We start from the raw sequence: 23,279 nt of genomic DNA on the forward strand, positions 1-23,279 counted from the left end.
TTCCCGTACGTACGCCCAGGAGGCTCCCCGACGCAGGGAAAAAGGGGGCGGCGGTCCCGGATGCCCTCCGGGACCGCCGCCCCCGCGCTCACACGGCCGTCGCGTCCGGCCCCATCCGGCTGCGTACGGCGGTCTGCACCTCGGCCTCCTCGGCCGGGTCGGCGGCCAGCCGCCGCAGGCGGTCGGCCACGCGCGCGTCGCCGGTCTCGGCGTGCCGCGCCGCGACCTCCCGCGTCGTCTCCTCGCAGTCCCACAGGCACTCGACGGCGAAGCCGGAGGCGAAGGACGGATCGGTGGCGGCCAGGGCGCCTGCCGCGCGCTGCCGCAAGTGGGAGGAGGCGGTCTCCCGGTAGATGTGGCGCAGTACGGGGGCCGCGGCACAGATGCCGAGCCGTCCGGCGCCGTCGACCAGGGTCCACAACAGGGGGGCGTCGGGGCCGTCGGCCCGGACGGACTCGCGCAGCGCGCCGAGGACCAGGGGCGCGTCCTGCGCCCCGCCCCGGCAGGAGAGCACGCCGGCGGCGCAGGCTCCCAGGGCGTCCGGCCGGTGCACCCAGCCGCGGGCCCGGTCCACCGCCTCGGAGCCGCACATCCGCTCGAAGGCGGCGACGGCGGCCTCGGCGACGGCCGGTGACGGGCTGTCGGCCGCCGCCTCGATCAGGTCGAGAACGGCCGGGTCCCGTGACTCGGCCAGGTAGTGCAGGGCCGCACAGCGCGCACCGTCGGCGCCTTCACGTGCCACCCGGAGGATTGTTGAACGATCGTCGGGGCCGGCGACCGCCGTCAGGCACCGCGCGGCCGGCACGTGCAGGACGGAACCGCGCTCCAGACCCTGCTGGGCCCACTCGAAGACGGCCTCGACGCTCCACCCCGGGCGGGGCCCGGCGGGTCGCATCTGCCGCTGCCATCGGTCGAAGGAGCCCTGTTCCCGTGCCGCGCGCACCCGGCCGCCGACGGACTCCCGCGGATCCTCGGCCCACAGCCGCCAGGGCCGGGGCTCGAAGGCGTCCCGGACGGCGGCCGCCAGTGCGGCGTCGCCCTCCGGCGTGGCGGCGAACCGGGACAGCACGGGTCCCGCCAGCGAGCGCAGCCCGCCGTCGTCGTCGCGCAGCGCGAGCTCGTCCAGGGCCCAGGTCCAGTTGGCGCCGGTCCTGGCGTACGCGCGCAGCAGCATCAGCGCGTCGTCCCTGCCGTACGAGGCGAGGTGCCCGAGGACGGCGAGGGCGAGCCCGGTGCGGTTCTCCTCGGTGTCGAGGGCGTCCTCGACGTCGAAGAGGTGGCGCTCGATCTCCTCCAGGCCGCCGTCGAGGTCCAGGTAGAGACGGGCGTAGTAGAGCGAGCGGTTCTCGACCTGCCAGTCGTGGCGCGGGTCGTTGAGCACGCAGTGGTTGAGGGCCGCGAGGGCTTCCGGGCGGGGTGCGGCGAGCGCGTGCAGCGTGCCGTCACCCCTGCCCCTTTGCAGGAGGCCGAGCAAGGTGCCGCTCGGCGCTATGACTGGTTCGAACATGGGAAAAGGCCTCACATCAAGCTGTCGACGCAACCGGGGAAACGTGCCGTTCCTACGCGGTGCGCCAACATGCCCGGCCGCCCGTCACAGTCTTCCGCTTGATGTAGACCATCTTCCTCTGCCTCTCGATCGGTGGCCCCGAGTGGGCCCGTTCCACATATCCGTAATGCGGCGACTGATGCCCGCACCTGGTGTTTGTGAATCCGTCGTCATGATGACCCAGCGATTTCCCCACCGCGACCACATTTACGACGCCCCCCGGGACTCCCCACCAGGAACGCCTCACTGGGCGCCGAACAGCTCCAGCAGGTCCTTCTTCTCGAACATCCGGGCGGTGTCGACCGCGGAGGGCGTCCCCGCGGCCGGGTCGGCGCCGCCCTCGACGAGTACCCGCACCACGGCCTCCTCGCCCTTGAAGACGGCCCCGGCGAGCGGTGTCTGGCCCCGGTCGTTGGCCCGGTTCGCGTCGGCGCCGCGCGCCAGGAGGGCCCGCACCGTCTCCGCGTGCCCGTGGTAGGCGGCGAGCATCACCAGCGTCTGGCCGTTCTCGTTGGTGAGGTCGGGCGAGACACCCGCGTCGACGCAGGCGGCGAGCTCCTCGGTGCCGCCCTGCCGCGCGAGGTCGAAGATCTTGCCCGCCAGCTCGACGACCTCGGGGTCCACAGCTTCGCTCATCGCGGACTGCCTGCCTTTCACATGCGGTGACCTGGGCGCACGGCAGGAGAGCCGTACGAGTGAATCGACAGGGTACTGCTCCCGTCGCGACATGACCCGGGCTCCGGGCGGCAAAGATCACTGCGAGACCGGCAGGCTCGGCCGGTCTAGTGAAAAAGACGAAAAATAACCCGATTGCACGATTTGCGGTATGGATACTTCCTGTGAGCCTGGAACAACTCATGGTGACCGTCCCCACCACCCAGGAGAATCCTCATGATCCTGTCCATTTCGGGCGTCGTGCTGCTCGGCATCATCGTCTTCCTGTTCTTCCGCAAGGACGGACTGAAGGCGTCGCACGCCCTGGTCTGCGCCCTCTTCGGGTTCTACCTCGCGGGCACCGCGATCGCCCCGAGCATCAGGGCCGGAGGGGCGAGCCTCGCCAGCCTCTTGGGCGGGATCAAGTTCTGACCCCGCGTCCACCCACTCTTCCCACCCCAGGAGTCCGACGTGGCCCGGCGTCCCCTCCCCCGCATTCTGAGCAGCAGCAGTGTCTCGGTGGCCCGCAGCCGCGAGCTGGCGCGCACTGCCGCCGACAGCGCCACGGACGTGCTCCATCCGCTCATCACGATCAGCCGCGGCGTGCGCAGGCTCGCCGCGGCGGGCCGTGCCCGCTGGTCGGCGACCCCGAAGGACAGGCGTGGTCCCGCGCTGTTCCTGGCGGGCACCGTCGTGCTGGTGGTCGCGCTCATCCCGTACGGGCCGCTGCTCGCCCTGATCACGGTGATGGCCGCGGCCGCCTGGAAGGGGCGCGAACGCGTCCCCGCGCAGACCGGCCCCGCCCCCGAGCAGATCGAGCGCCTGCGGTCCCTCTACGAGGCGCTGGTGCCGTACTTCTCCGTCCCCGACGACCCCGACCCGCTCTTCGCGCACGGCGGCGACTGGGACGGGGCCTTCAGTGAATACGCGTTCGACGAGGGGGGCCGCCCGTCCCGGCTGCTGATCCGTTACCCCGCCTACTTCCCCGACGGCGAGGCCGCCTCCCGGGCCCGCATCGAGCACCTGCTCGGCGCCAAGTCCGGGCGCGGCCGCGAGTACCGCTTCGACTGGGACGAGGAGGGCAACCAGCTCGTCATGACGGTGCTGGACGCGCTCCCCACCACGATCGCCGCCCAGCGCTTCGTCACCGCTCCCGGCGAGACCGTCCTCGGCTTCACGGACACCGGCGCGGTGCCCCGCACCGTCCCCGTGCAGGGCGGCGACGCGTCCCACGACGCCACCCCGGTGATCTGGCGGACGGGACCGCGTTCCACGGAGCCGCACCTGCTGGTCGTCGGCCAGCCCGGCACCGGCACCACCACGCTGGTGCGTTCCATCGCCCTCCAGGCGCTGGAGGACGGCGACGTGCTGATCGCGGAGGGCAGCGGCACCGGCGAGTACGCCTGCCTGGCCGGGCGCGAAGGGGTGCTGGCCGTCGAGTGCGGGCTGGCCGGCGCGCTGGCCGCGCTGGAGTGGGCCGCCGCCGAGACCGAGCGCCGGCTGACCTGCGCGAACCGGGCCCGGCAGGCGGGCCTGCCCGCCCCCGACGACATCCGGCGTCCACTGTGGATCCTCCTGGACCGCCCCGGGGTCTTCGCGCACCTGGCCGCCGCCGACGGCCGCCCGGACCCGCAGCAGCTCCTCCAGGTGCCGCTGCGGCACGGCCGGGCGGCGAACGTCACCGTGGTGGTGGCCGAGCAGTTCGACACCCTGGACTCGCTCAGCGACCCGGTGCGCGCGCACACCCGCGCCCGCGTGGTCCTCGGTCCCGCCGTCCCCGCCGAGATCGAGGGCGTCCTGGGCGCTCCCCCGCACACCACGCCCACCCCCGACGTCCCGGCCGGGCGCGGCTACGCCCGGCTGGGCTCCGGTCAGGTGCTGCGCCTCCAGGTGCCGGCCACCCCGGACCCGTACGACGACACCACCAGCGAGGCGCACCGGCAGGCGGTGCTGGAGCTGCTGCCCGAGCGCGCCGTGCCCGTCGACGACGTCCGCGGCGCCGATCCGGTGCCGGCCGAGGGCTGACGGACCCGACGGCAGTGCCCCGCGCGCCTCCTGGGGTGCGCGGGGCACTGCCGTGTGCCGGATCACGCCACCGAGGTGCGCGGCGTCTCGGACCCCGAACTCGCCCCGGACTCCACCAGGCGCGCCGCCGCGGCCAGGCGGACGGCGGCCTCCTCCGCCACCGGGCCGCCCACCGTGAACGGCAGCCGTACGTACCCCTCGAAGGCCCCGTCGACGCCGAACCGGGGCCCCGAGGGCACCCGTACGCCGACCCGCTCCCCCACGGCCGCGATCCGCGACCCGGAGAGCCCGCCGGTGCGCACCCAGAGCGTGAGGCCGCCGTCGGGCACGTGGTACTCCCAGTCCGGCAGCTCGCGGCGCACGGCCGCCACCAGGGCGTCCCGGTTCTCCCTGGCCTGGGCGCGGCGCACCGAGACCGCCTGCTCCCAGCCGCCGGTGCCCATCAGCCAGTTGATCGCGAGCTGTTCCAGCACCGGGGTCCCCAGGTCGGCGTACGCGCGGGCGGCGACCAGGCTGCGGATCACCTCGGGGGCGGCGCGCACCCAGCCGATGCGCATGCCCGCCCAGAACGCCTTGCTGGCGGAGCCCACGGTGAGCACGGTGGAGCCCGCCGGGTCGAAGGAGCACACCGGGCGCGGCATGGCGTACGCGTCGTCGAGGTGGAGTTCGGTCATGGTCTCGTCGGCGACCAGGACGGTGCCCGCCGAGCGGGCCGCCTCCACCAGGGCGCGGCGCTGCTCCTCGTCGGCGAGGGCGCCCGTGGGGTTGTGGAAGTCGGCGACGACGTACGCGAGGCGGGGCGCGGCGTCGCGCAGCACCTGCCGCCAGCGCGTCAGGTCCCACCCGGTGAGCCCCTCGGCCATGGCGACGGGCACCAGGCGGGCGCCCGCCTCGCGCATGAGCTGGAGGATGTTGGCGTACGAGGGCGACTCGACGGCGATGCGCTCGCCGCGTCCGGCGAAGAGGTGGCAGATGGCGTCCATGGCGCCCATCGCACCGGTGGTGACCATGATCTGCTCGGGCATGGTGGGAATGCCGCGCGCGGTGTAGCGGTCGGCGAGCATCTGGCGCAGGGCGGGCAGTCCGGCCGGGTAGTCGCCGTGCGTGTGCGCGTACGGCGGGAGCTCCTCCAGCGCGCCCTGCACGGCGCGGGTGAGCCAGGGCTCGGGTGCGGGCAGGGCGGCCGTGCCGAGGTCGATGACGGAGCCGAGCGACTCCGGCGGCAGGGGCTCCAGGCCGCGCGCGGGCAGCGGATTGCCCGCCGGGACGGCCGTCCAGCTCCCCGCGCCCCTGCGGGACTCCAGGAAGCCCTCCGCGCGCAGCGCCTCGTAGGCGGCGGCGACGGTGGTACGGCTCACCGCGAGGGCCACCGCGAGCTCGCGCTCGGCGGGCAGCCGGGCGGCGACCGGGACCCGGCCCTCCAGGACCAGCAGCCGCACCCCGTCGGCGAGGGCCCGGTAGGCGGGCGGCTTGCGCACGCCGGGGCCGGAGGGACGGGACTGCGAGTTGAGCTGGCGGGCGAGCTGGGCCGCCCCCACCGCCGAAGTCCACTGCGCCACGAAATCAGTCCACCTTCCCCGGATTGGCCCTGGAGGGCCTGTCCTTACAGGCCACACAGTGTCATGCATCGGTCCACCACCACCAGCCCAGGGGGCGCATCCATGTCCGGTTCACCGCGGTCGGCCACCACCCGTCTTCCCCGGCGGCTGACACAGCTGTACGTCGGCCTGGCGCTGTACGGAGTGAGCTCGGCGGTGCTGGTGCGCGGGGGCCTGGGCCTGGAGCCCTGGGGCGTGCTGCACCAGGGCCTGTCGGAGCGCACGGGGCTGACCATCGGGGTGGTCTCGATCGTCGTCGGGGCGGTGGTCCTGCTGCTGTGGATACCGATGCGGCAGCGTCCGGGCCTCGGCACGGTCTCCAACGTCGTGGTCGTCGGCATCGCCATGGACGGCACGCTCGCACTGGTGCCGCAGGTGCCCTCCCTGGGCGGGCGCGTCGCGCTGATGCTCGGCGGGATCGTCCTCAACGGCGTCGCCACCGGCCTCTACATCGCCGCGCGCTTCGGCCCGGGACCGCGCGACGGCCTGATGACGGGCCTGCACCGGGTGACCGGCGGGTCCCTGCGCCTGGTGCGCACGGCGATCGAGGTCGCGGTCGTCGGCACCGGGTTCCTGCTCGGCGGCACCATCGGCGTGGGCACCGTCGTGTACGCCCTGGCCATCGGGCCGCTCGCACAGTACTTCCTGCGCCTGTTCGCCGTACCGGAGCACCGGGCCCCGCGGCCGGCCGCGGCCCCGCAGGAGCCCCGGGCGATACTGCCCGGGTGAACGACGTGAACGGCGCGCTGCGGCACGGCTACCTCGACCATCCGGGGCCGGTGCTCCCCTTCGCCCACCGCGGGGGCGCCGCCGACGGCCTGGAGAACACCGCGGCGGCCTTCCGCCGGGCCGCCGATAAGGGCTACCGGTACTTCGAGACGGACGTCCACGCCACCGCCGACGGCAGGCTGGTGGCCTTCCACGACCCGACCCTGGACCGCGTCACCGACGCCCGGGGCAGGATCGCGGAGCTGCCCTGGAGCCAGGTGCGCGAGGCGCGTGTGGCGGGCACCGAGCCGCTGCCCCTGTTCGAGGAGCTCCTGGCGGAGTTCCCGGACGCCCGCTGGAACGTCGACGTCAAGGCCGAGTCCGCCCTGCTGCCGCTCCTGGGCCTCGTGCGCCGCACCGGTGCCTGGGACCGGATCTGCGTCGGCTCCTTCAGCGAGGCCCGGGTGGCCAGGGCGCAGCGGCTCGCGGGTCCGCGCCTGGCGACCTCGTACGGCGTGCGCGGCGTCCTCGCGCTGCGGCTGCGCTCGCTGGGCGTACCGGTGCCGCTGCGGCGCGGCGCGGTGTGCGCGCAGGTGCCCGAGACGCAGAACGGGGTGCGGGTGGTGGACCGCCGGTTCGTCACGACCGCGCACTCCCTGGGCCTCCAGGTGCACGTCTGGACCGTCAACGATCCGGCCAGGATGCGAGCCCTTGTGGATCTCGGCGTGGATGGCATCATGACGGACCGGATCGCTGCGCTGCGATCGGTGCTGACCGAGCGGGGGGCCTGGGCCTGACCCGCACCCGACGCCCGTACGCGCGTCGGCACGGGGTGAGGACGGGGAACGCGCGTGGGGACGGAACCAACGGATCGGCCCGCCGCCCCGCACGCGGAGCGCAAGCGCGAACAACGCGGCTGGTACTTCTACGACTTCGCGTGCTCGGTCTACTCGACGAGCGTCGTCTCCGTCTTCCTCGGCCCCTATCTGACCTCGGTCGCCGAGGCCGCCGCCGACGCCGAGGGCTTCGTCCATCCCCTGGGCGTCCCGGTGCGGGCGGGTTCCCTGTTCGCGTACGCGGTGTCTGCCTCGGTGATCCTGGCCGTCGTGGTGATGCCGTTCGTGGGGGCGGTCGCCGACCGCACGGGCCGCAAGAAGCCGCTGCTCGCCGTCGCCGCCTACCTCGGGGCCGGCGCGACGGCGGGCATGTTCTTCCTGGAGGGCGACCGGTACGCGCTGGGCGCGGTGCTGCTGATCGTCGCGAACGCCGCGCTGTCGGTGTCGATGGCGCTCTACAACGCCTATCTGCCGCAGATCGCCGAGCCGCACGAGCGCGACCGGGTCTCCTCGCGGGGGTGGGCCTTCGGGTACACCTCCGGCGCGCTGGTCCTCGTACTGAATCTGGTGCTGTACACCGGCCACGACCGTTTCGGGGTGGACGAGACGACGGCGGTACGGATCTGTCTCGCCTCCGCGGGGGTCTGGTGGGGCGCGTTCGCCCTCGTGCCGCTGCGGCGGCTGCGGGACCGCGCCGTGGCCGCCGACGGCGGCGGGCTCACCGTGGGGCAGGGGTGGCGTCAACTGGTCGCCACGCTGAAGGACATGCGCCGCCATCCGCTGACGCTGTCCTTCCTGCTGGCGTACCTGGTCTACAACGACGGCGTGCAGACGGTGATCTCGCAGGCGTCGGTCTACGGCTCGCAGGAGCTCGGGCTCAGCCAGACGACGCTGATCACCGCCATCCTGCTGGTCCAGGTGCTCGCCGTCCTCGGCGCGCTGGGGACGGGGCGGCTGGCGCGGCGCCACGGAGCCAAGCGGACGATTCTCGGCTCCCTCGTCGCGTGGACGGCGACGATCGGCGTGGGGTACTTCCTGCCCGCCGGGGAGCCCGTCTGGTTCTTCGTCCTGGCGGGCGCCATCGGACTGGTGCTCGGCGGCAGCCAGGCCCTGTCCCGGTCGCTGTTCTCGCACCTGGTGCCGCGCGGCAAGGAGGCGGAGTACTTCGCCGCGTACGAGACCAGCGACCGCGGGACGAGCTGGCTGGGGCCCCTGGTGTTCGGCCTGGTCTTTCAGCTCACGGGCAGCTACCGGGACGCGATCGTGTCCCTGGTGGTGTTCTTCGCGGTGGGATTCCTTCTGCTGGCGCGGGTACCCGTGAGGCAGGCGGTCGCGGCGGCGGGAAACCCCGTTCCGGAAAGAATTTAGACCTTGAAGTAAAAGGCCGGTAGTGTACGCCTTTGGCCTGCCAGGCGGACCGTTACTGCGAACCTCTGCAGGAAAAAGACTGGGTGACATCTGCTGTCAGATGTGACAAAGCGGTCACTGGTGGGTACAACAAGGGGCGGCACGACGGGCGACGCACTGACCCGCAACGGGAATCTTTACCGCCGACCGGACGTTGACCGGATGACGACGACAGCGACACACACTGTCCTGTGGGCGACAAGCCCGGGAGGCACGATTCATGAGTGAGCGAGCTCTCCGCGGTACGCGGCTCGTGGTGACCAGCTACGAGACGGACCGCGGCATCGATCTGGCCCCGCGCCAGGCGGTGGAGTACGCATGTGAGAAGGGACATCGCTTTGAGATGCCCTTCTCCGTGGAAGCGGAAATTCCGCCGGAGTGGGAGTGCAAGGTCTGCGGGACCCAGGCACTCCTGGTGGACGGCGATGGGCCGGAGGAGAAGAAGGGCAAGCCCGCGCGAACGCACTGGGACATGCTCATGGAGCGGCGCACCCGCGAGGAACTCGAAGAGGTCCTGGCCGAAAGGCTCGCGGTACTGCGTTCCGGCGCCATGAACATCGCGGTGCATCCGCGGGACAGCCGCAAGTCCGCCTGACGTCCGTCACCGGACGAAGGGCACGGGAGATTCACCCCGCACAGGCCGAGGGGCCCGGCACACCGCACGGTGTGCCGGGCCCCTCGGCTTTCTGCGTTCTTCTGCGTTCGCGGTGCGCGTCGGGCTCGGGGCGGTCGGGCTCGGGGCGGTCGGGCTCAGGGCGTCAGCGGGGCCCGGGGGCCGTCCTCGCGGCGCGGCGGCTGGGGCTGCCGCGCCGGGGAGTCGTCGCGGACGACCTCGCCCTGGACGACCTTGCCGTCGGGGCGGTGCATCCGCGCCTGCTGGAACATGTCGCCGAGACTTCCGGGCTGCCGCACGGCATCCATGCGCTTCTGGAGGGACTTCTCCGTGTACCGGCCGAGCGCCCTGCGCACCGGCGGCACCAGGACCAGCAGTCCCAGCACGTCGGAGATCAGGCCGGGGAGGATCAGCAGCAGGCCGCCGAGCATCACGAAGCCGTTGCCGGAGCCCTTCTTGCCCTGCCCGTCGGCGGCCGGGTCGTGGGCGCCGCCGGACTGCTGCTGGCGCTGGATCGTCTCGCTGAGGTTGGTGAAGGCGCGGCGGCCGGCCCGCTTGATCACGGCGCCGCCGAGCACGACCGCCCCCACCAGCAGCAGCAGGACGGTGAGACCGCCCGCCCAGCCGGCCACGAGGGTCAGCAGCCAGATCTCCAGCACCAGCCAGACGGCGATGCCGAGAGGCACGAGGGTGCGGGCGCGGGAGCGCTTGCGCGGGGTGGTGGTCGCGGTCGGGGGCGGAGTGCCGGTCGTCATGCCCCCAGTGTGCCTGGCGGGCCGCCTGATCGGCGTAAAGGAGGCGTGAGTCCCCGCTGAGGCGCTAAGGGGCGAGGGCCCCCGCGCGGGGGCCCTACAAGGGCTTGCGGCCGAGCAGCTTGTTGGCGCGCGTGCCGACGCCCCAGGCGGTGACCCGCCACAGCGCCTCGATGAGGATGTCGTTGCTCATCTTGGACTCGCCGACCTCCCGCTCCACGAACGTGATCGGCACCTCGACCACGTGGAAGCCGGACTCGACGGCGCGGCGCGCCAGGTCGACCTGGAAGCAGTAGCCCTGCGAGGCCACCTCGTCGAGGCCGAGGCCTTCGAGGGTCTCGGCGCGGAAGGCCCGGAACCCGCCGGTGACGTCGCGGATCGGCACGCCCAGCAGCATCCGGGAGTAGAGGCTGCCGCCGCGGGAGATGAACTCGCGGGACTTGGGCCAGTTCACGATCCGCCCGCCGGGCACCCAGCGGGAGCCGAGCACCAGGTCGGCGCCCTTGAGGGCGGTGAGCAGGCGGGGCAGTTCCTCGGGCTGGTGGGAGCCGTCGGCGTCCATCTCGACCAGCACGCCGTAGCCGTTGTCGATGCCCCAGCGGAACCCGGCCATGTAGGCGGCGCCGAGGCCCTCCTTGCCCTTCCGGTGCAGGACGTGCACCTGGTCGTCGGCCGCGGCGAGCTCGTCGGCGAGCTTTCCGGTGCCGTCGGGGCTGTTGTCGTCGGCGACGAGGACGTGCGCTTCGGGAACGGACTCCCGGACCCGCGCGACGATCGGCTTGATGTTCTCGGCCTCGTTGTAGGTCGGGATGATCACCAAAGCACTGCCGAGCGGGCCGTAACGCTTCTGACCGCCGTCGTTCACTGCTTCCCCTTTAATGTGCGTGCACCGAAGGACCCACCATAGCGAGCGGGTACGGGAAAGAGGCCGGTGGACCGGCCGGTACGGGCCGGGCGGGTGCTGCGGATGGGGGCCCGGCGTCCTTCGGGCCGGCCAGGTGCCCGCCGGCTGCGGACATCCTCGCCGTTGTCTACTGAACGCCGGGGCCCTACCCGGGTCGCACCGTCGACCGGAGAAACCTTCCCTCGCCCCCGAGGCGCGGGCGCTGAACCTGGCTCCCGGCCGGGCGCCGTCGGGGCGACCCGTCCATGACCCAGCGGCGTTCGACGACTGCGTGGAGGATTTCCGGCCGGACGTTCTTCGTGGTGGACCCGGCCGAACCTACCCGCCGGTGGCCGCTTCCTGTCAACACCTGTGCCACCTGCGGCGATTCTTCGAATCAGCAGGTCAGTGCCGACGGCGGAAAGAACCGGGGCGCGGGGCGGGCCGCACCGATCGGCGGTACGCGCCCCGCTTTCGTCATGCGTTCGGCCGTACGTACACGGTCTCGCCGGAAACGACGGTGCGCAGGCAGACCGGCAGCGGGACGCCCGGCGACAGGTCCGGCAGGCCGGGCGTGCCGGAGCGGGGGTCGGTGGACCAGCGGGCGACCCGGTCGTCGGGGGCCTGCACGACGAGCGCGCCGGTTCGCCAGATCGCGTAGTCGGCGGGTGCGCCGGGCACCAGGACGCCCGCGTCGTCCCGGCCGACGGCCCGCCAGCCGCCCCGGGTGTGGGCGGTGAAGGCGGCGCGCACGGACACCCGGTGCTCGGGGGTGCGGTGGAAGGCGGCGGCGCGCACGGTGCCCCAGGGGTCGAGCGGGGTGACCGGGCTGTCGGAGCCGAAGGCGAGCGGCACTCCGGCCCTGAGCAGGGCCGCGTACGGGTTGAGGGTGCGGGCCCGCTCGACGCCCAGTCGCTGGGCGTACATGCCCGCCTCGCCGCCCCAGAGCGCGTCGAAGGCGGGCTGGACGGACGCGGTGAGGCCGAGTTCGGCGAAGGCGGCGATGGTGGCGGGGGTCATCGCCTCGGCGTGCTCGACGCGGTGGCGGGCGGCCCGCACCCGGGCGAGGCCGACCTTCTCGGCGGCGGCGCGCACTCCGTCGACGACGGCGCCGATCGCGGCGTCCCCGATGGCGTGGAAGCCCGCCTGGAGGCCCTCCTCGGTGCAGGCCGCGACGTGGGCGGCGATCGCGGCGGCGTCGAGGTGGGCGGTGCCGGTGTGCGGGGCGTCGGCGTAGGGCTGGTGCAGGCAGGCGGTGTGCGAGCCCAACGAGCCGTCGACGAAGAGGTCTCCGGCCGCGCCGACGGCGCCGAGTTCGCGGACCCGCCGGACGTCCTTCGCGTTCGCGACCTGTTCGGCCCAGTAGCCGATGACGCGGGGGCCCGGCCTTTCGGCGGCCGTCTTCAGCAGCCCGACGAGGTCCGCCTCGTCGGAGATCTCGGGGCCCGCGCACTCGTGGACGGTGCCGATGCCGAGCGAGGCGGCGTGCGCGAGGGCGGCGCGCTGGGCTTCGGCGCGCTGGGCGGGACTGATCGCCCCGTGGGCGGCGGCGCGCACCGCGTGGTGGGCGGCCGCGGTGAGCGGCCCGTCCGGGTGGTGGCCGGTCAGGCCGGTGACGCCGGGGACGAGGTCGAGCAGGGCGGTGGAGACGACGGCCGAGTGGACGTCGATGCGCGGCAGGTAGAGCGGGCGGCCCCCGGCGGCCGCGTCGAGTTCGGCGCGTGCGGGGTGGCGGCGTTCGGGCCAGCGGGAGGCGTCCCAGCCGCCGCCCACCAGGACCTCGCCGGCCGGGCGTCCGGCGGCGTACGACCGTACGAGAGCGAGTGCCTCATCGAGGGTGCGGGCGGCGGACAGGTCGAGGCCGGTGAGGGCGAGACCGGTGGCCGTCGTGTGCACGTGTGCGTCGGTGAACGCCGGGGTGACGAGTGCGCCTTCGAGGTCGAGCACCTCGTCGACGCCGTCGGCGAAGGCGTCGGCGGCCCCTTCCGAACCCACCCAGGCGACGTGCCCGCGCTCGACGACCATCGCGGTGGCGAAGGGGTCCGCGGGGCTGTGGACCTCGCCGCCGCGCAGCAGCACGGTGCGGTCACGGGGGGCGGCGGGGGACGAGGGGGCGGTGCGCTCGGTCATGGGGACCAGTCTCGCGCAGGGCCCGCGCCGCCCGTGACACGGGTGGGGTCAGACGCGGGGCGGGCGCGCCTCGTACGGGGTGGAGAGGACGACGGTGGTACGGGTGGAGACCCCGGCGAGGGTGCGGATGCGGGTGAGCAGGTGCTCCAGCTCCAGCGGGGTGGCGACGCGCACCTTGAGGATGTAGTTCTCGTCGCCCGCGACGCTGTGGCAGGCCTCGATCTCGTGCACTCCGGCGAGCCGTTCGGCGATGTCGTCCGGGGCGCTGGGGTCGAAGGGCGCCACCGAGATGAACGCGGTGAGCGGCAGCCCGACCGCCTCGGGGTCAACGACCGCCGCGTAGCCGCGGATCACTCCGCGCTGCTCCAGCCTGCGGACGCGCTGGTGCACCGCCGAGGTGGACAGGCCGGTGGCCTTGCCCAGGTCGGTGTAGCTCATCCGCCCGTCCTTGACGAGCAGGTCCACGATCTGACGATCCAACTCCTCCATGGACGCAGAACCTACAGGGCCCGGGGCCGGTGTGGCACCTGAGCGGCCGGCGTCTTGCCTGGTGGAACGGCGGACTTCGGCAGGGGGGCGCGGAACGGCACGCGCGGGGGCGCGCCGAGGGCACCTGCGACGGGCACATGACGGTCGTGTGACGAAGCCCACACCCTTCCCCCCGTGTCCTTCTTCTTTGTGGGGTTATCACGCAGGCGCGCAGGGAAGTGCTTCGTGTGGTCGAGGCCGCAGCGGCTTGTTCGGCCCACCTCTAGGGGGAGTGTCTCCATGCAGAGCCTGAAGCGCACCGGACGTACCGCGGCGGAACCCGCCGACCTCACAGCGCTGCCCTTCGACGACGCCGAAGGGGCCGACGCGGACGCGGATTCGTACGACACCTTCGAGATGTACCGGGTGATCTGCCCCGACTGCGCGCAGCCCATCGCGCTGCTCGCCGACGAGGACGTCCTCCCGCAGCACGCCAAGTGCCCCACCCCCTGGAACCCGTTCGGCCTGACCGCCTGCTCCGGTACGGGGCGTCCCGCCGCCGACGCGAAGCCGGCGGACGAGTCCCTGGAGGCGCTGGAGCAGGACACCGCCCTGCTGCTCACCCTCCCCCAGGGCCTCGACTGGCGCACGCAGCCCTTCAGCCACGTGGGCGGCCCGGGGTCGCGCCCGTTGAAGGTGCCGCGCCAGCACGCCGCTTGATCACCCCGCGTACCCCGCGTCCCTCCAGTACGTCCCGCGCATCATCGCGTCCAGGGACGCCCGGTGCAGGATGAGCGCGTCCGGGTCCTCGGGGACCCGGGCCTCGCCGAAGTGCACCTGCCGGTGGGCGATGCGCAGCATCACCACGGCGTGCCGCAGGGCGGCGTAGAGGGTGTGGAACTCCATGTGCCGCGGGGTGTGCCCGGTGAGGCGCGCGTACCGCTCCTCGATCGCGTCGCGGCGCAGGAAGTCCGGCAGCCCGGCCTGCCCGAAGGAGACGGTCAGGTCCTGGAAGAAGCGGTGCAGGTAGACCGTCCACCCGAGGTCGAGCTCGCGGGGCCCGTGGGCCGCCATCTCCCAGTCGAGCACGGCGGCGGGCTCGAACCCGTCGTAGACGATGTTCCCGATGCGGGCGTCCCCCCAGCACAGCACGGGCTCCCCCTCCTCGTCCGGCCAGTGGTCCTCCAGCCACCGGAAGGCCTCCTCGACGAGGGGGGAGCGGGGCAGCCCGTCGACGACCCACTCGTAGTAGGCCCGCTGGGCCGTCACATGCCGTCGCAGCGGGCTCCCTTCGACCGCGGGGAGCAGGAACTCGGCCTGCTCCGCCGGGAATTGCTCGTGCAACCGCGCGACGACCCCGATGCTCGCCGCCTCCAGCGCGGCGCGCTCCTCGTCGCTCGCCGCGTGCAGCCAGTTCCCCTCGTACGTGTAAGGCATGACGTCCGGCGGCACGCGGCCCTCAGCGCGGGCCATGACGAAGAAGGGCGCGCCGAGCGGGGCCGGGTCCTCCTCCAGCCACAGCACGTGCGGCACCGGAAGGTCGGTGTGCGTGCCGACCAGGCTCATGACGCGGTGCTGGCGGGCCATGTCGTACACGGGGAAGACGGTGTACGCGGCCGGGTCGGCGGCCAGTCGCAGCGCGCAGCCGGTGACGGGGGCGTCGGGGTGGTCGAGGTCGAAGAGCAGGGTCTCGCTGGACATGCCGTTGGAGCCGGGCACGCGGACGCCGGTGACACGTGCTCCCGGGAGGCGGCGGGCCAGCCAGGCGGCGAGCCGCCGGCCGAGTTCCCCGGGGTCGCGGGTGGTGGTGCGGGGCCGTGGTGCGGTCGCCATCGTCCGTACTCCTCTGCTCGCGGGTGCTCACGGGGTCTCGCGGGGCCGGCGGCGGAGGTCAGGGCGCGGTGGAGTCGTATCCGGTGAAGCCGCTGGGGTCGTGCCGGCCGAAGGTGCCGTGCTCGAAGATGCCGTGGCCGGTCCGCCCGTCGAGGGTGAAGCGGGCGGCGTGGTCGGTCACGCCGTACGCGGCCATGGGGTGGGCGGCGGGGTCGGCGAGGTCGTAGGAGCGCCGGTCGGTCCAGCCGCGGCCCTGCCAGGTGCCGTGCTGCCAGTCGTCGGCGGGCGGGTAGCCGGCGCCGACGGCGAGCGGGGAGGAGGTGAGGACCTCGACGCCGAGTTCGAGGGGTTTGCGGGAGGGATCGGTGAGGTGGACGACGGCGCGCTCGGGGTGGCGGGTGCCGGAGCGGTAGGCGATGTCGGTGTGCGGCCAGCCGAGCTGGACGTCGGGCCCTTCCCGGCGCACGAGGAGCGCCTCGTTGAGGGTGCGGTGGCCGTCGGCGTCCTCCTGGACGACGACCATGACGAACCGGTCGTCGAAGCGGGCGGGTATCCAGAGCCAGTGGAACCCTTCCGGGCGGTGCTCCTCGGCGGCACGTCCGCCGTCCTCCCCCGGGATGGGCCGCACGCCCCAGCTCCGGTCGCGGGTGCCGGTCCAGTGGGCGGGATCGAGGCGGAGGCGCTCGCCGCCGACGCGGATCTCACCGGTGCAGCCGCCCGCCTGGACGAAGCGGCGGCCCTCCAGCAGGAGGCGGTCGCCGCGGTACTGGACGTGGTGGGGCTCCCAGACGGCCGGGAACTCGGCGGTCCAACTGATCTCGTACGCGAGGGAGTCGGGGTCGGCGGGGTCCGGGGCGCAGCTCAGCGTGAAGCGGCGCAGCGGCTCGTCGACGGTGATGCGCAGCGGTCCGACGGACATGTTCATCCGGTCGTCGCCGAGGGCGTCGGAGGCGCGGACGGCGTGCAGGGTGTCGCCGAGGCGGAGGGTGGCGTAGGCGTCGATGACACCGGTGTTGGGGTAGACGCCGAGGCCGGCGACGAGGAGGGCGTGGCCGGTGTGGTCGACGAGGTGGAAGATGCAGCGGTCGTAGGCGTTGCGGTCGCCGGTCACGACGTGCTTCATCGAGAGGGGGGCCTGGTGGACGGGGTACTCGTCGAGGGGGATCGGGCGGTCCTGGGGCACGGGGTCCTCCTGGCGGGTGGGGGCGTGCCGGGGTGGGTCCGGGTCCGGGGCTCCCCTCCGGCGGGCTCTGACGGTACGTCAGGAGGCGTGCGGGTGGCCAGAGTCGGGGGGCGGGCCGCTTGGGCGCGGGGCGGGGCGGCGGGGTGGGAGGTGGGATGCCGACACCCGGCGGCGGGGCGGGTTTCTCGCCCGCCCGCCTCTTCCCGTGGCCCTGCGGGGCCGGGGTGTGCGTGCGGGTGCGTTGTGGCTGGTCGCGCGGTTCCCCGCGCCCCTTTCAGGAGCGCGGGGAACCGGGTGGGCGACCCTTCGGCAGCCGCTTCCGCAAGACGGCCCCGGGGCCGGTCAGCGGGACTCGGGGCCTGCCAAGTGCCGCGCGATGACCATGCGCTGGATCTGGTTCGTGCCCTCGACGATCTGGAGGACCTTCGCCTCGCGCATGTACCGCTCGACCGGGAAGTCCACCGTGTAGCCGTAGCCGCCGAGGACCTGCACCGCGTCCGTGGCGACCCTCATCGCCGTGTCCGTGCAGAAGAGCTTCGCCATCGCCGCCTCGCGGGAGAACGGGCGGCCCGCGTCGCGCAGCCGGGCGGCGGCCAGGTACAGCGCGCGGCCGGCCTCGATCTGGGTGGCCATGTCGGCCAGCATGAAGCGCAGCCCCTGGAAGTCCGCGATCGGGCGGCCGAACTGCTCGCGCCCCGTGGCGTAGGAGAGCGCCTCGGACAGGGCCGCCTGGGCCACGCCGATCGCGCAGGCGGCGATGCCGAGGCGGCCGGAGTCGAGCGCGGACAGGGCGATGGCGAAGCCCTGGCCCTCGTCGCCGATGCGGCGCGCGTCGGGGACCCGTACGCCGTCGAAGTGGAGCTGGGCGGTGGGCGAGCCCTTCATGCCCATCTTCTTCTCGGGGGCGGCCGCCGACAGGCCCGGTGCGTCACCGGGCACCAGGAAGGCGGTGATGCCGCGCGGCCCCTCGCCGCCCGTGCGGGCGAGAACGGTGTAGAAGTCCGCCACGCCGCCGTGCGTGATCCACGCCTTGGTGCCGGTGATCACCCAGTCGTCGCCGTCGCGGACCGCCCGGGTGCGCAGGGAGGCCGCGTCGGAGCCCGAGGCGGGCTCGGAGAGGCAGTACGCGCCGAGCAGTCCGCCGCCGAGCATGGCGGGCAGGTGGGCGGCCTGCTGCTCCTTGGTGCCGTACCCGGCGAGCCCGTGACAGGCGAGGCTGTGCACGCTGACGCCGAGGCCGACGGTCAGGCGGGCCGCCGCGAGCTCTTCGAGGACCTGGAGGTAGACCTCGTACGGCTGGTCGCCGCCGCCGTGCTCGGAGTCGTACGGCAGACCGAGCAGCCCGGCCTCGGAGAGCAGCGCGAACACCTCGCGCGGGAAGTGCCCGGCCTCCTCCTCGTCGGCCGCCTGCGGGGCGATCTCCCGCTGGATCATGTCGCGTACGAGCGCGAGCAGGTCGCGGGACTCCTCGGTGGGCAGCTGTCGTTCCACCGGCTGCGGGGCGCGATCGGCCATGGCGGCGCTCTCCTTGCATCTCGGGCCCTGTGTCGGGCGCGGCAGCGGGCGCACGCGCAGGGTGTGGCGGCGCCGCCGAGGTGACTCACGTCCCAGCCTGAAGCACCGCTCCGGGTTACGGAAGCGGACTGTCCGGGACTGTGGCGGCTGAGTATGCCGGATCGCCCCCGTTCCGTCACGGGTCGAAAAGCCGCAGGCCGGGCAGGGCGACGGGGCGTTACGCGACCGTGTCGTCCGGCCGGCGGGCCCGCGGGGTCAGAGCAGGCCCGCACCCGTGACGAACATCGCCACCACCAGGACCAGGACCCAGCCGAGCACGTGCTCCAGCAGCTTCGGTCCGTCGAGGTCGTCGGGACCGCCGGTACGGGTGTGCAGGCGGGAGAAGAGGGCGGCAGAGGCTGCAGTCATCGGGAACTCGCAGTGCGGGAGAAAGGGCAGATGCGCGAGGGAGTCCTCGCCCGTCCACAGTGCCAGCCCGACCGGCCCCGCAACAGATGACGTAGGTCACCGCCCCGGGGCCGGCGGGGCGGCTTCAGCGGATGCCGACCGCCTCAAGTGCCCTGCGCTGGGCGGCGGTCGCCTCCCGTGGCCAGTACAGGTAACAGACGCCCCCTGTGGCGGACGCCACCTTGCCGTCCGCGCCGTGCCGCCGGGTGCGCAGCCAGACGTTCTCGAACTCGCGCCTGCGGTAGACGCGGCGCACGGCGTCGTTCGTGGGGGCCGCCGGGTCGTGGGCGACCACGTCACCGGCGCCGGTGAAGCCGACGACGGCCATCAGGTGCCCCGCGGTGCCGTAACCGGCGCCGGTGAGCTCCGTGGCCAGGAAGGACTGCGACGTGATCACCGGGATGCCCGCACGGATCAGCCCCTCCAGGTCGTTCAACGATCCCAGCCGGGTGACGACGGCGTTCATGTCCCGGTACGAGGCGGCGTACGCGGCGTTGAAGGGCCAGTTCCCGCAGCCCCGGTACTGGTGGTCGTAGGTGTACCGGGCCGCGTGGCACACCTGGGGGTCGGCGTACGCGGGGTCCACCCAGGCCAGGTCGTCGGTGCTGGGGCCCCGCCCCCAGTACTCCAGGACCATCGTGGAGGAGGTGGGGCTGCACCATGCCTCTCCCCCGTTGTCGTACTCCGGGTACCGCCCGGCGTGGATCTCCTGCGAGTGGCACGGCACCGCCAGCTCCCCCGCGTGCCCGGGCGCCGACGCCGGCACCGTGAACCGGTCCGGCAGCGCGGAGGACATCGCGCCGACCCGCCACAGGGTGGGCGTCGCACCCGTGCCGGGCAGCCGGTACAGGACGACCCGGAGCCGGTGGCCGGTCAGCCGGGTCCCGGAGGCCGGGTCGGTGACCACCACGGTGTCCGTGGAGACGCTGCTGCGCCCGTCGCCCTGCCCGTCCACGGAGGTGCGCCGGATCTCGCCCTCGCCGGACGCCCAGCGGCCCATGACGTACCAGGGCGTGCGGGAGCCGTCCTGGTACGCGCCGCACAGTTCGACGGCGAGCCAGGTGCCGGGCGGGGTGTCGGCGTTCCAGGAGGGGACGATCTCGGTGGCGGGGACCGGGCCGCGGTGCAGCGGCGAGGTCCACACCGCGTACTCGTAGGAGTCGGTGCGTCCGGTGTGCGGGTCGCGGTGGGCGGTGACGCCGTCCGGCGTACGGATCGTCAGCCCGGGACGGGGGCCCCGCGCGACGCGGGTGCCGGGGCCGGTGCCGGAGCGCCAGTCCTCGCGGGTGGTCCAGAAGCGGTTGTCCACACTGTTCATGGTGCCCGGGGGCGGGGCGGCGGAAGCGCCGGCGGGGGGTGCGGCCGCCGGGGCGGGAGCGGCCAGTGCCGGGGTGGCGGCGGCCGCGAGGGCCGCGGCGAGCACGGCCCGGCGCGAGGCGCCGCCGGGTCCCGGCGGCGGGGAGGGTTCGGGGCGCGGTACGGGTGTGGTCATGGGCGAGGACTCCCGGTCGGACGGACGGGTGCGGATGCGGATGCGGATGCGGATACGAGCACGGACGCGGGATGCGGGATGCGGACAGGTACGGCCACGCGGCCGGGCACGGGCGCGCGCCCCGCCCCGAGCGGTGCTCCGGGCGCGAACGCGCACGGCCGCCCGGGACCGCACGGCCGGTCCGCCGCGCCCTCCGGACCACGGGCCGCCCCCCATACTGCGACCGCCCGCCCCCGTGGTCTGCGGCGGCGCGCGGAGGGCGGCACTCGTAGGGTGGCCAGGGTGAACAGCATCGCCCCGCTCGCCGCCCGGCTGAGCGCCCTTCCCCCGTCCCTCGGTCCGGTCCGGCTGGTCGCCGTGGACGGGCACGCGGGTTCCGGCAAGAGCACCTTCGCCGGGCGTCTGGCCGACGCGCTCGGCGGCGCTCCCGTCCTGCACCTGGACGATCTGGCCAGCCACGACGCCCTGTTCGACTGGACGGAACGGCTGCGGTCGCAGGTCCTCACGCCCCTCGCGCGGGGCGCGCACGCGCGGTTCGCGCCGTACGACTGGACCCTCCGGCGCTTCGGGCCCGAGCGGTACGAGCTCCCGCCCGCGCCCGTCGTCGTCCTGGAGGGCGTGGGCGCGGGGCGCAGGGAACTGCGCCCGCACCTGGCGCACCTCCTGTGGATGGATCTGGACGCCGGGCGCTCCTGGGCGCGCGGGCGCGAACGGGACGGAACGGCACAGTCCGCCTTCTGGGACGGATGGACGCGCGCCGAGACGCGGCATTTCTCGGCGGACCCCTCGCGTCCGTTCGCCGACACTCTGATACGTCAGACACGGGAGGGGTACGAGTGGCGCGAGGGGTCCCCCGCGACCGCGTGAGCGAACCGTTCCATCACTCTCCGTGACAGCTCATCCGGGCCCTGCGGAACGGCCGGAAAACCGCCCCCGCGAGTGCCCCAACTCCGCTTGACCCGGGGGCCGTACAGGTCTTACGTTCTCAATGTGCGGCTTTACGGAGCCGCCCGCAGACACGAAGCCCCCGGTTGTTCCCCCGTGATCGGGGGCTTCGTTCTGCCCTCTCTCCCCCGACTCGGGTGTTCCCGGAGCCGGTTCGCTCACCCAGGGTCACGGTCCTCGCACCCCTCGCGCCACCCTTATTCAGGTGCCCCCTGCCCAGGTACGATGCCCTTCGGTGCGGTCAATTCCCGTCCGGGACACAGCGGTTCGGGCATATGCCAACGACAATGGGTCACTGGCACACGTCCGGCGCACATCACGGGGGGCACGGTCTGTGGGGGACGTGATGGACTTCGGCTCGCAGGGCACACCCGCCCCGGCCGACCTCGCCTGGCTGCGCGGCGTGGACGCCTACACCATGGGGGCGTACCCGCAGGCGGAGGAGGAATTCCGGGCGGCGGTACGACTGGATCCAGGCATGGCGGACGGCTGGCTCGGCCTGCACGCCCTGCGCATCGACACGACGACGGCGCTGTTGCGCATGCACCGCCACCGGGAGCGGTTCGGCGAGCAGCGCGCCCGGCACCGCAGGACGCTCAACTCCTGGTACTGGCTGGGCTGGTGGGTGCAGCCGGTGCTGGAGAGCCCGCGCGACCTGCTGCTCGCGCACGCCTCGCACTGGCTCGACGGACGCCACGTGCCGGAGCTGGACCGGGCGCTGGCGGGGCTGCCGCCCGTGGACACCGACCACCAGGTGCGCTTCCTGCACGCCTGCCGGGCGTATCTGGTCAAGGACTGGGAGCAGTTGGTCCGGCACACCGACCCGCTGGTGGACGACCCGCTGCTGGGCATCGAGTCGGGGCTCTTCGGCGGGATGGCGCGCGTGCGGCTGGAGATGTTCGGACAGGCGGAGCCGCTGCTGTCCGCCTCGCTGATGCGCTGCCGCAGCGAGCAGCCGCAGCGCAAGGAGCTGCGCTACTGGCTGGCGCGGGCCCACGAGGGCACCGGGCGTTCGGCGGCCGCGCTGCCGCTGTACCGGGCGGTGCACCGGGTGGACCCGGCGTTCATGGACACCGCGGCGCGCCTCGCGGCGATCTCCGAGGGCGACGGCCTGGACGGCTGCGACGAGTCGGCGGCCGGACTGGCGACCGTATCGCTGAGCAGCCAGGAGTCCGCGGAGTCGCAGGGCGAGCTGGACATCCTGGAGGGGGGCGGGGAACTGCGCCTGGGCGGTGACGGGAACCTGCCGTTCGGGGGCGCGGTGCCGCCGGGTCCGCGCGGTGGCGTACGGGAGAAGGCCGGACCGCCCCGGCCCACCGGGCTGCCGCCCTTCCCCGCCGGGCCGTCCGATCCGGCGCTCCTGGAGCAGGCGCTCGGCGAGCTGGACCGGATGGTCGGCATGGAGCCGGTGAAGCGGCAGGTGCGGGCGCTGTCGGCGCAGCTCGAAATGGCGCGGCTGCGGGCCGGGCAGGGCCTGCCGGTGCAGCCGCCGAAACGTCACTTTGTCTTCTCCGGCCCCTCGGGCACCGGGAAGACGACCGTGGCCCGGATTCTGGGGCGGGTCTTCTACGCGCTCGGGCTGCTCGGCGGGGACCACCTGGTGGAGGCGCAACGGGCGGATCTGGTCGGGGAGTTCCTCGGGCAGACGGCCGTGAAGGCGAACGAGCTCATCGACTCGGCGATGGGGGGCGTGCTCTTCGTGGACGAGGCGTACAGCCTGGCCAACTCCGGTTACAGCAAGGGCGACGCGTACGGGGACGAGGCGCTTCAGGTACTGCTGAAGCGGGCCGAGGACAACCGCGACCACCTGGTCGTCATCCTCGCCGGGTATCCGGAGGGCATGGACCGGCTGCTGGCCGCCAACCCCGGCCTGTCGTCCCGCTTCACCACCCGGGTCGACTTCCCGAGCTACCGGCCGCCGGAGCTGACCAGCATCGGGGAGGTGCTGGCCGGGGACAACGGGGACGTGTGGGACGAGGAGGCGCTGGAGGAGCTGCGGAGCATCGCCGGGCACGTCGTGGCCCAGGGGTGGATCGACGAGCTGGGCAACGGGCGGTTCCTGCGGACGCTGTACGAGAAGAGCTGTGCGTACCGGGACCTGCGGCTGTCGGGGTACGCGGCGACGCCGACCCGTGACGACTTGTCGACCCTGCGCCTCCCCGACCTGATGCAGGCCTACGGAGAGGTCCTGTCGGGCCGCGGCCCCCGCACGGCGGAACCGCCGGGGGGCGGGCTGTAGCCCCG

General features: G+C 73.7%; 21 protein-coding genes. 9 read left to right on the forward strand and 12 right to left on the reverse strand.

Going from position 1 to position 23,279, the window contains the following annotated elements:
• Nucleotides 1-88: 88 nt before the first annotated feature.
• On the reverse strand, nucleotides 89-1,507 hold the full coding sequence (locus tag ACIP93_RS19615; RefSeq protein ID WP_345225093.1) for a HEAT repeat domain-containing protein: 1,419 nt from the start codon (nucleotides 1,505-1,507) through the stop codon (nucleotides 89-91).
• A 282-nt stretch (nucleotides 1,508-1,789) separates the two neighbouring features.
• Nucleotides 1,790-2,182, reverse strand: a complete 393-nt coding sequence (locus ACIP93_RS19620; protein ID WP_345225091.1) for an ankyrin repeat domain-containing protein — start codon at nucleotides 2,180-2,182, stop codon at nucleotides 1,790-1,792.
• Nucleotides 2,183-2,437: 255 nt separating this feature from the next.
• Here ACIP93_RS19620 and ACIP93_RS19625 point away from each other — a divergent pair, with 255 nt between their 5' ends.
• Nucleotides 2,438-2,632, forward strand: coding sequence for a hypothetical protein (locus ACIP93_RS19625; RefSeq protein WP_345225089.1), 195 nt, complete (start codon nucleotides 2,438-2,440; stop codon nucleotides 2,630-2,632).
• A gap of 39 nt (nucleotides 2,633-2,671) precedes the next feature.
• Nucleotides 2,672-4,225 carry a hypothetical protein gene (locus ACIP93_RS19630; RefSeq protein WP_401760653.1) on the forward strand — a complete coding sequence of 518 codons (1,554 nt, stop codon included), beginning with the start codon at nucleotides 2,672-2,674 and terminating at the stop codon, nucleotides 4,223-4,225.
• Between the two features lie 62 nt (nucleotides 4,226-4,287).
• Here the strand turns inward: ACIP93_RS19630 and ACIP93_RS19635 are convergent, their stop codons facing one another.
• A complete protein-coding gene (locus ACIP93_RS19635; protein ID WP_401760655.1) occupies nucleotides 4,288-5,784 on the reverse strand; it encodes a PLP-dependent aminotransferase family protein in 1,497 nt (498 codons plus the stop codon).
• Between the two features lie 102 nt (nucleotides 5,785-5,886).
• Here ACIP93_RS19635 and ACIP93_RS19640 point away from each other — a divergent pair, with 102 nt between their 5' ends.
• The 4 genes from ACIP93_RS19640 (at nucleotide 5,887) to ACIP93_RS19655 (ending at nucleotide 9,369) form a co-directional block, all read left to right on the forward strand.
• On the forward strand, nucleotides 5,887-6,552 hold the full coding sequence (locus ACIP93_RS19640) for a YitT family protein (RefSeq protein WP_401760657.1): 666 nt from the start codon (nucleotides 5,887-5,889) through the stop codon (nucleotides 6,550-6,552).
• Nucleotides 6,553-6,557: 5 nt separating this feature from the next.
• Nucleotides 6,558-7,328, forward strand: a complete 771-nt coding sequence (locus tag ACIP93_RS19645) for a glycerophosphodiester phosphodiesterase (RefSeq protein WP_401761007.1) — start codon at nucleotides 6,558-6,560, stop codon at nucleotides 7,326-7,328.
• Between the two features lie 54 nt (nucleotides 7,329-7,382).
• Nucleotides 7,383-8,735 carry an MFS transporter gene (locus tag ACIP93_RS19650; protein ID WP_401760659.1) on the forward strand — a complete coding sequence of 451 codons (1,353 nt, stop codon included), beginning with the start codon at nucleotides 7,383-7,385 and terminating at the stop codon, nucleotides 8,733-8,735.
• A gap of 259 nt (nucleotides 8,736-8,994) precedes the next feature.
• On the forward strand, nucleotides 8,995-9,369 hold the full coding sequence (locus tag ACIP93_RS19655) for an RNA polymerase-binding protein RbpA (RefSeq protein WP_142215978.1): 375 nt from the start codon (nucleotides 8,995-8,997) through the stop codon (nucleotides 9,367-9,369).
• 155 nt (nucleotides 9,370-9,524) lie between these two features.
• Here the strand turns inward: ACIP93_RS19655 and fxsA are convergent, their stop codons facing one another.
• The 4 genes from fxsA to ACIP93_RS19675 form a co-directional block, all read right to left on the reverse strand.
• A complete protein-coding gene (gene fxsA / locus ACIP93_RS19660) occupies nucleotides 9,525-10,142 on the reverse strand; it encodes an FxsA family membrane protein (protein WP_345225077.1) in 618 nt (205 codons plus the stop codon).
• 94 nt (nucleotides 10,143-10,236) lie between these two features.
• Nucleotides 10,237-11,004, reverse strand: coding sequence for a polyprenol monophosphomannose synthase (locus ACIP93_RS19665; RefSeq protein ID WP_345225074.1), 768 nt, complete (start codon nucleotides 11,002-11,004; stop codon nucleotides 10,237-10,239).
• 495 nt (nucleotides 11,005-11,499) lie between these two features.
• Nucleotides 11,500-13,152, reverse strand: coding sequence for an amidohydrolase (locus ACIP93_RS19670; RefSeq protein WP_401760662.1), 1,653 nt, complete (start codon nucleotides 13,150-13,152; stop codon nucleotides 11,500-11,502).
• A 48-nt stretch (nucleotides 13,153-13,200) separates the two neighbouring features.
• A complete protein-coding gene (locus ACIP93_RS19675; RefSeq protein WP_345225070.1) occupies nucleotides 13,201-13,641 on the reverse strand; it encodes an Lrp/AsnC family transcriptional regulator in 441 nt (146 codons plus the stop codon).
• Between the two features lie 279 nt (nucleotides 13,642-13,920).
• Between ACIP93_RS19675 and ACIP93_RS19680 the strand changes: the two genes are divergently transcribed.
• Nucleotides 13,921-14,340, forward strand: a complete 420-nt coding sequence (locus ACIP93_RS19680; RefSeq protein WP_345225068.1) for a hypothetical protein — start codon at nucleotides 13,921-13,923, stop codon at nucleotides 14,338-14,340.
• On the opposite strand, the gene ACIP93_RS19685 is transcribed toward ACIP93_RS19680, so the two are convergent.
• From ACIP93_RS19685 to ACIP93_RS19705, 5 genes are all read right to left on the reverse strand, one after another.
• Nucleotides 14,341-15,453: a phosphotransferase family protein gene (locus ACIP93_RS19685; RefSeq protein WP_401760664.1), complete on the reverse strand. Its 1,113-nt coding sequence runs from the start codon at nucleotides 15,451-15,453 to the stop codon at nucleotides 14,341-14,343.
• Between the two features lie 58 nt (nucleotides 15,454-15,511).
• Nucleotides 15,512-16,636: a hypothetical protein gene (locus tag ACIP93_RS19690; RefSeq protein WP_345225064.1), complete on the reverse strand. Its 1,125-nt coding sequence runs from the start codon at nucleotides 16,634-16,636 to the stop codon at nucleotides 15,512-15,514.
• A 342-nt stretch (nucleotides 16,637-16,978) separates the two neighbouring features.
• Complete coding sequence (locus tag ACIP93_RS19695; RefSeq protein WP_401760665.1) at nucleotides 16,979-18,151, reverse strand: acyl-CoA dehydrogenase family protein; 1,173 nt, start codon at nucleotides 18,149-18,151, stop codon at nucleotides 16,979-16,981.
• A 255-nt stretch (nucleotides 18,152-18,406) separates the two neighbouring features.
• Nucleotides 18,407-18,559, reverse strand: a complete 153-nt coding sequence (locus ACIP93_RS19700; RefSeq protein ID WP_345225059.1) for an SCO1431 family membrane protein — start codon at nucleotides 18,557-18,559, stop codon at nucleotides 18,407-18,409.
• A gap of 124 nt (nucleotides 18,560-18,683) precedes the next feature.
• Nucleotides 18,684-20,090 (reverse strand): peptidase C39 family protein, encoded by a 1,407-nt coding sequence (locus ACIP93_RS19705; protein ID WP_401760666.1) that lies wholly within the window; start codon nucleotides 20,088-20,090, stop codon nucleotides 18,684-18,686.
• Between the two features lie 282 nt (nucleotides 20,091-20,372).
• Between ACIP93_RS19705 and ACIP93_RS19710 the strand changes: the two genes are divergently transcribed.
• Together ACIP93_RS19710 and ACIP93_RS19715 are read left to right on the forward strand one after the other, a co-directional pair.
• A complete protein-coding gene (locus ACIP93_RS19710; protein WP_345225055.1) occupies nucleotides 20,373-20,957 on the forward strand; it encodes a hypothetical protein in 585 nt (194 codons plus the stop codon).
• 424 nt (nucleotides 20,958-21,381) lie between these two features.
• Nucleotides 21,382-23,274, forward strand: a complete 1,893-nt coding sequence (locus ACIP93_RS19715) for an AAA family ATPase (RefSeq protein ID WP_345225053.1) — start codon at nucleotides 21,382-21,384, stop codon at nucleotides 23,272-23,274.
• Nucleotides 23,275-23,279 lie beyond the last annotated feature (5 nt).

Origin of the sequence: Streptomyces sp. NPDC088745, assembly GCF_044751045.1 — a bacterium.
Lineage (GTDB): Bacteria > Actinomycetota > Actinomycetes > Streptomycetales > Streptomycetaceae > Streptomyces > Streptomyces cremeus.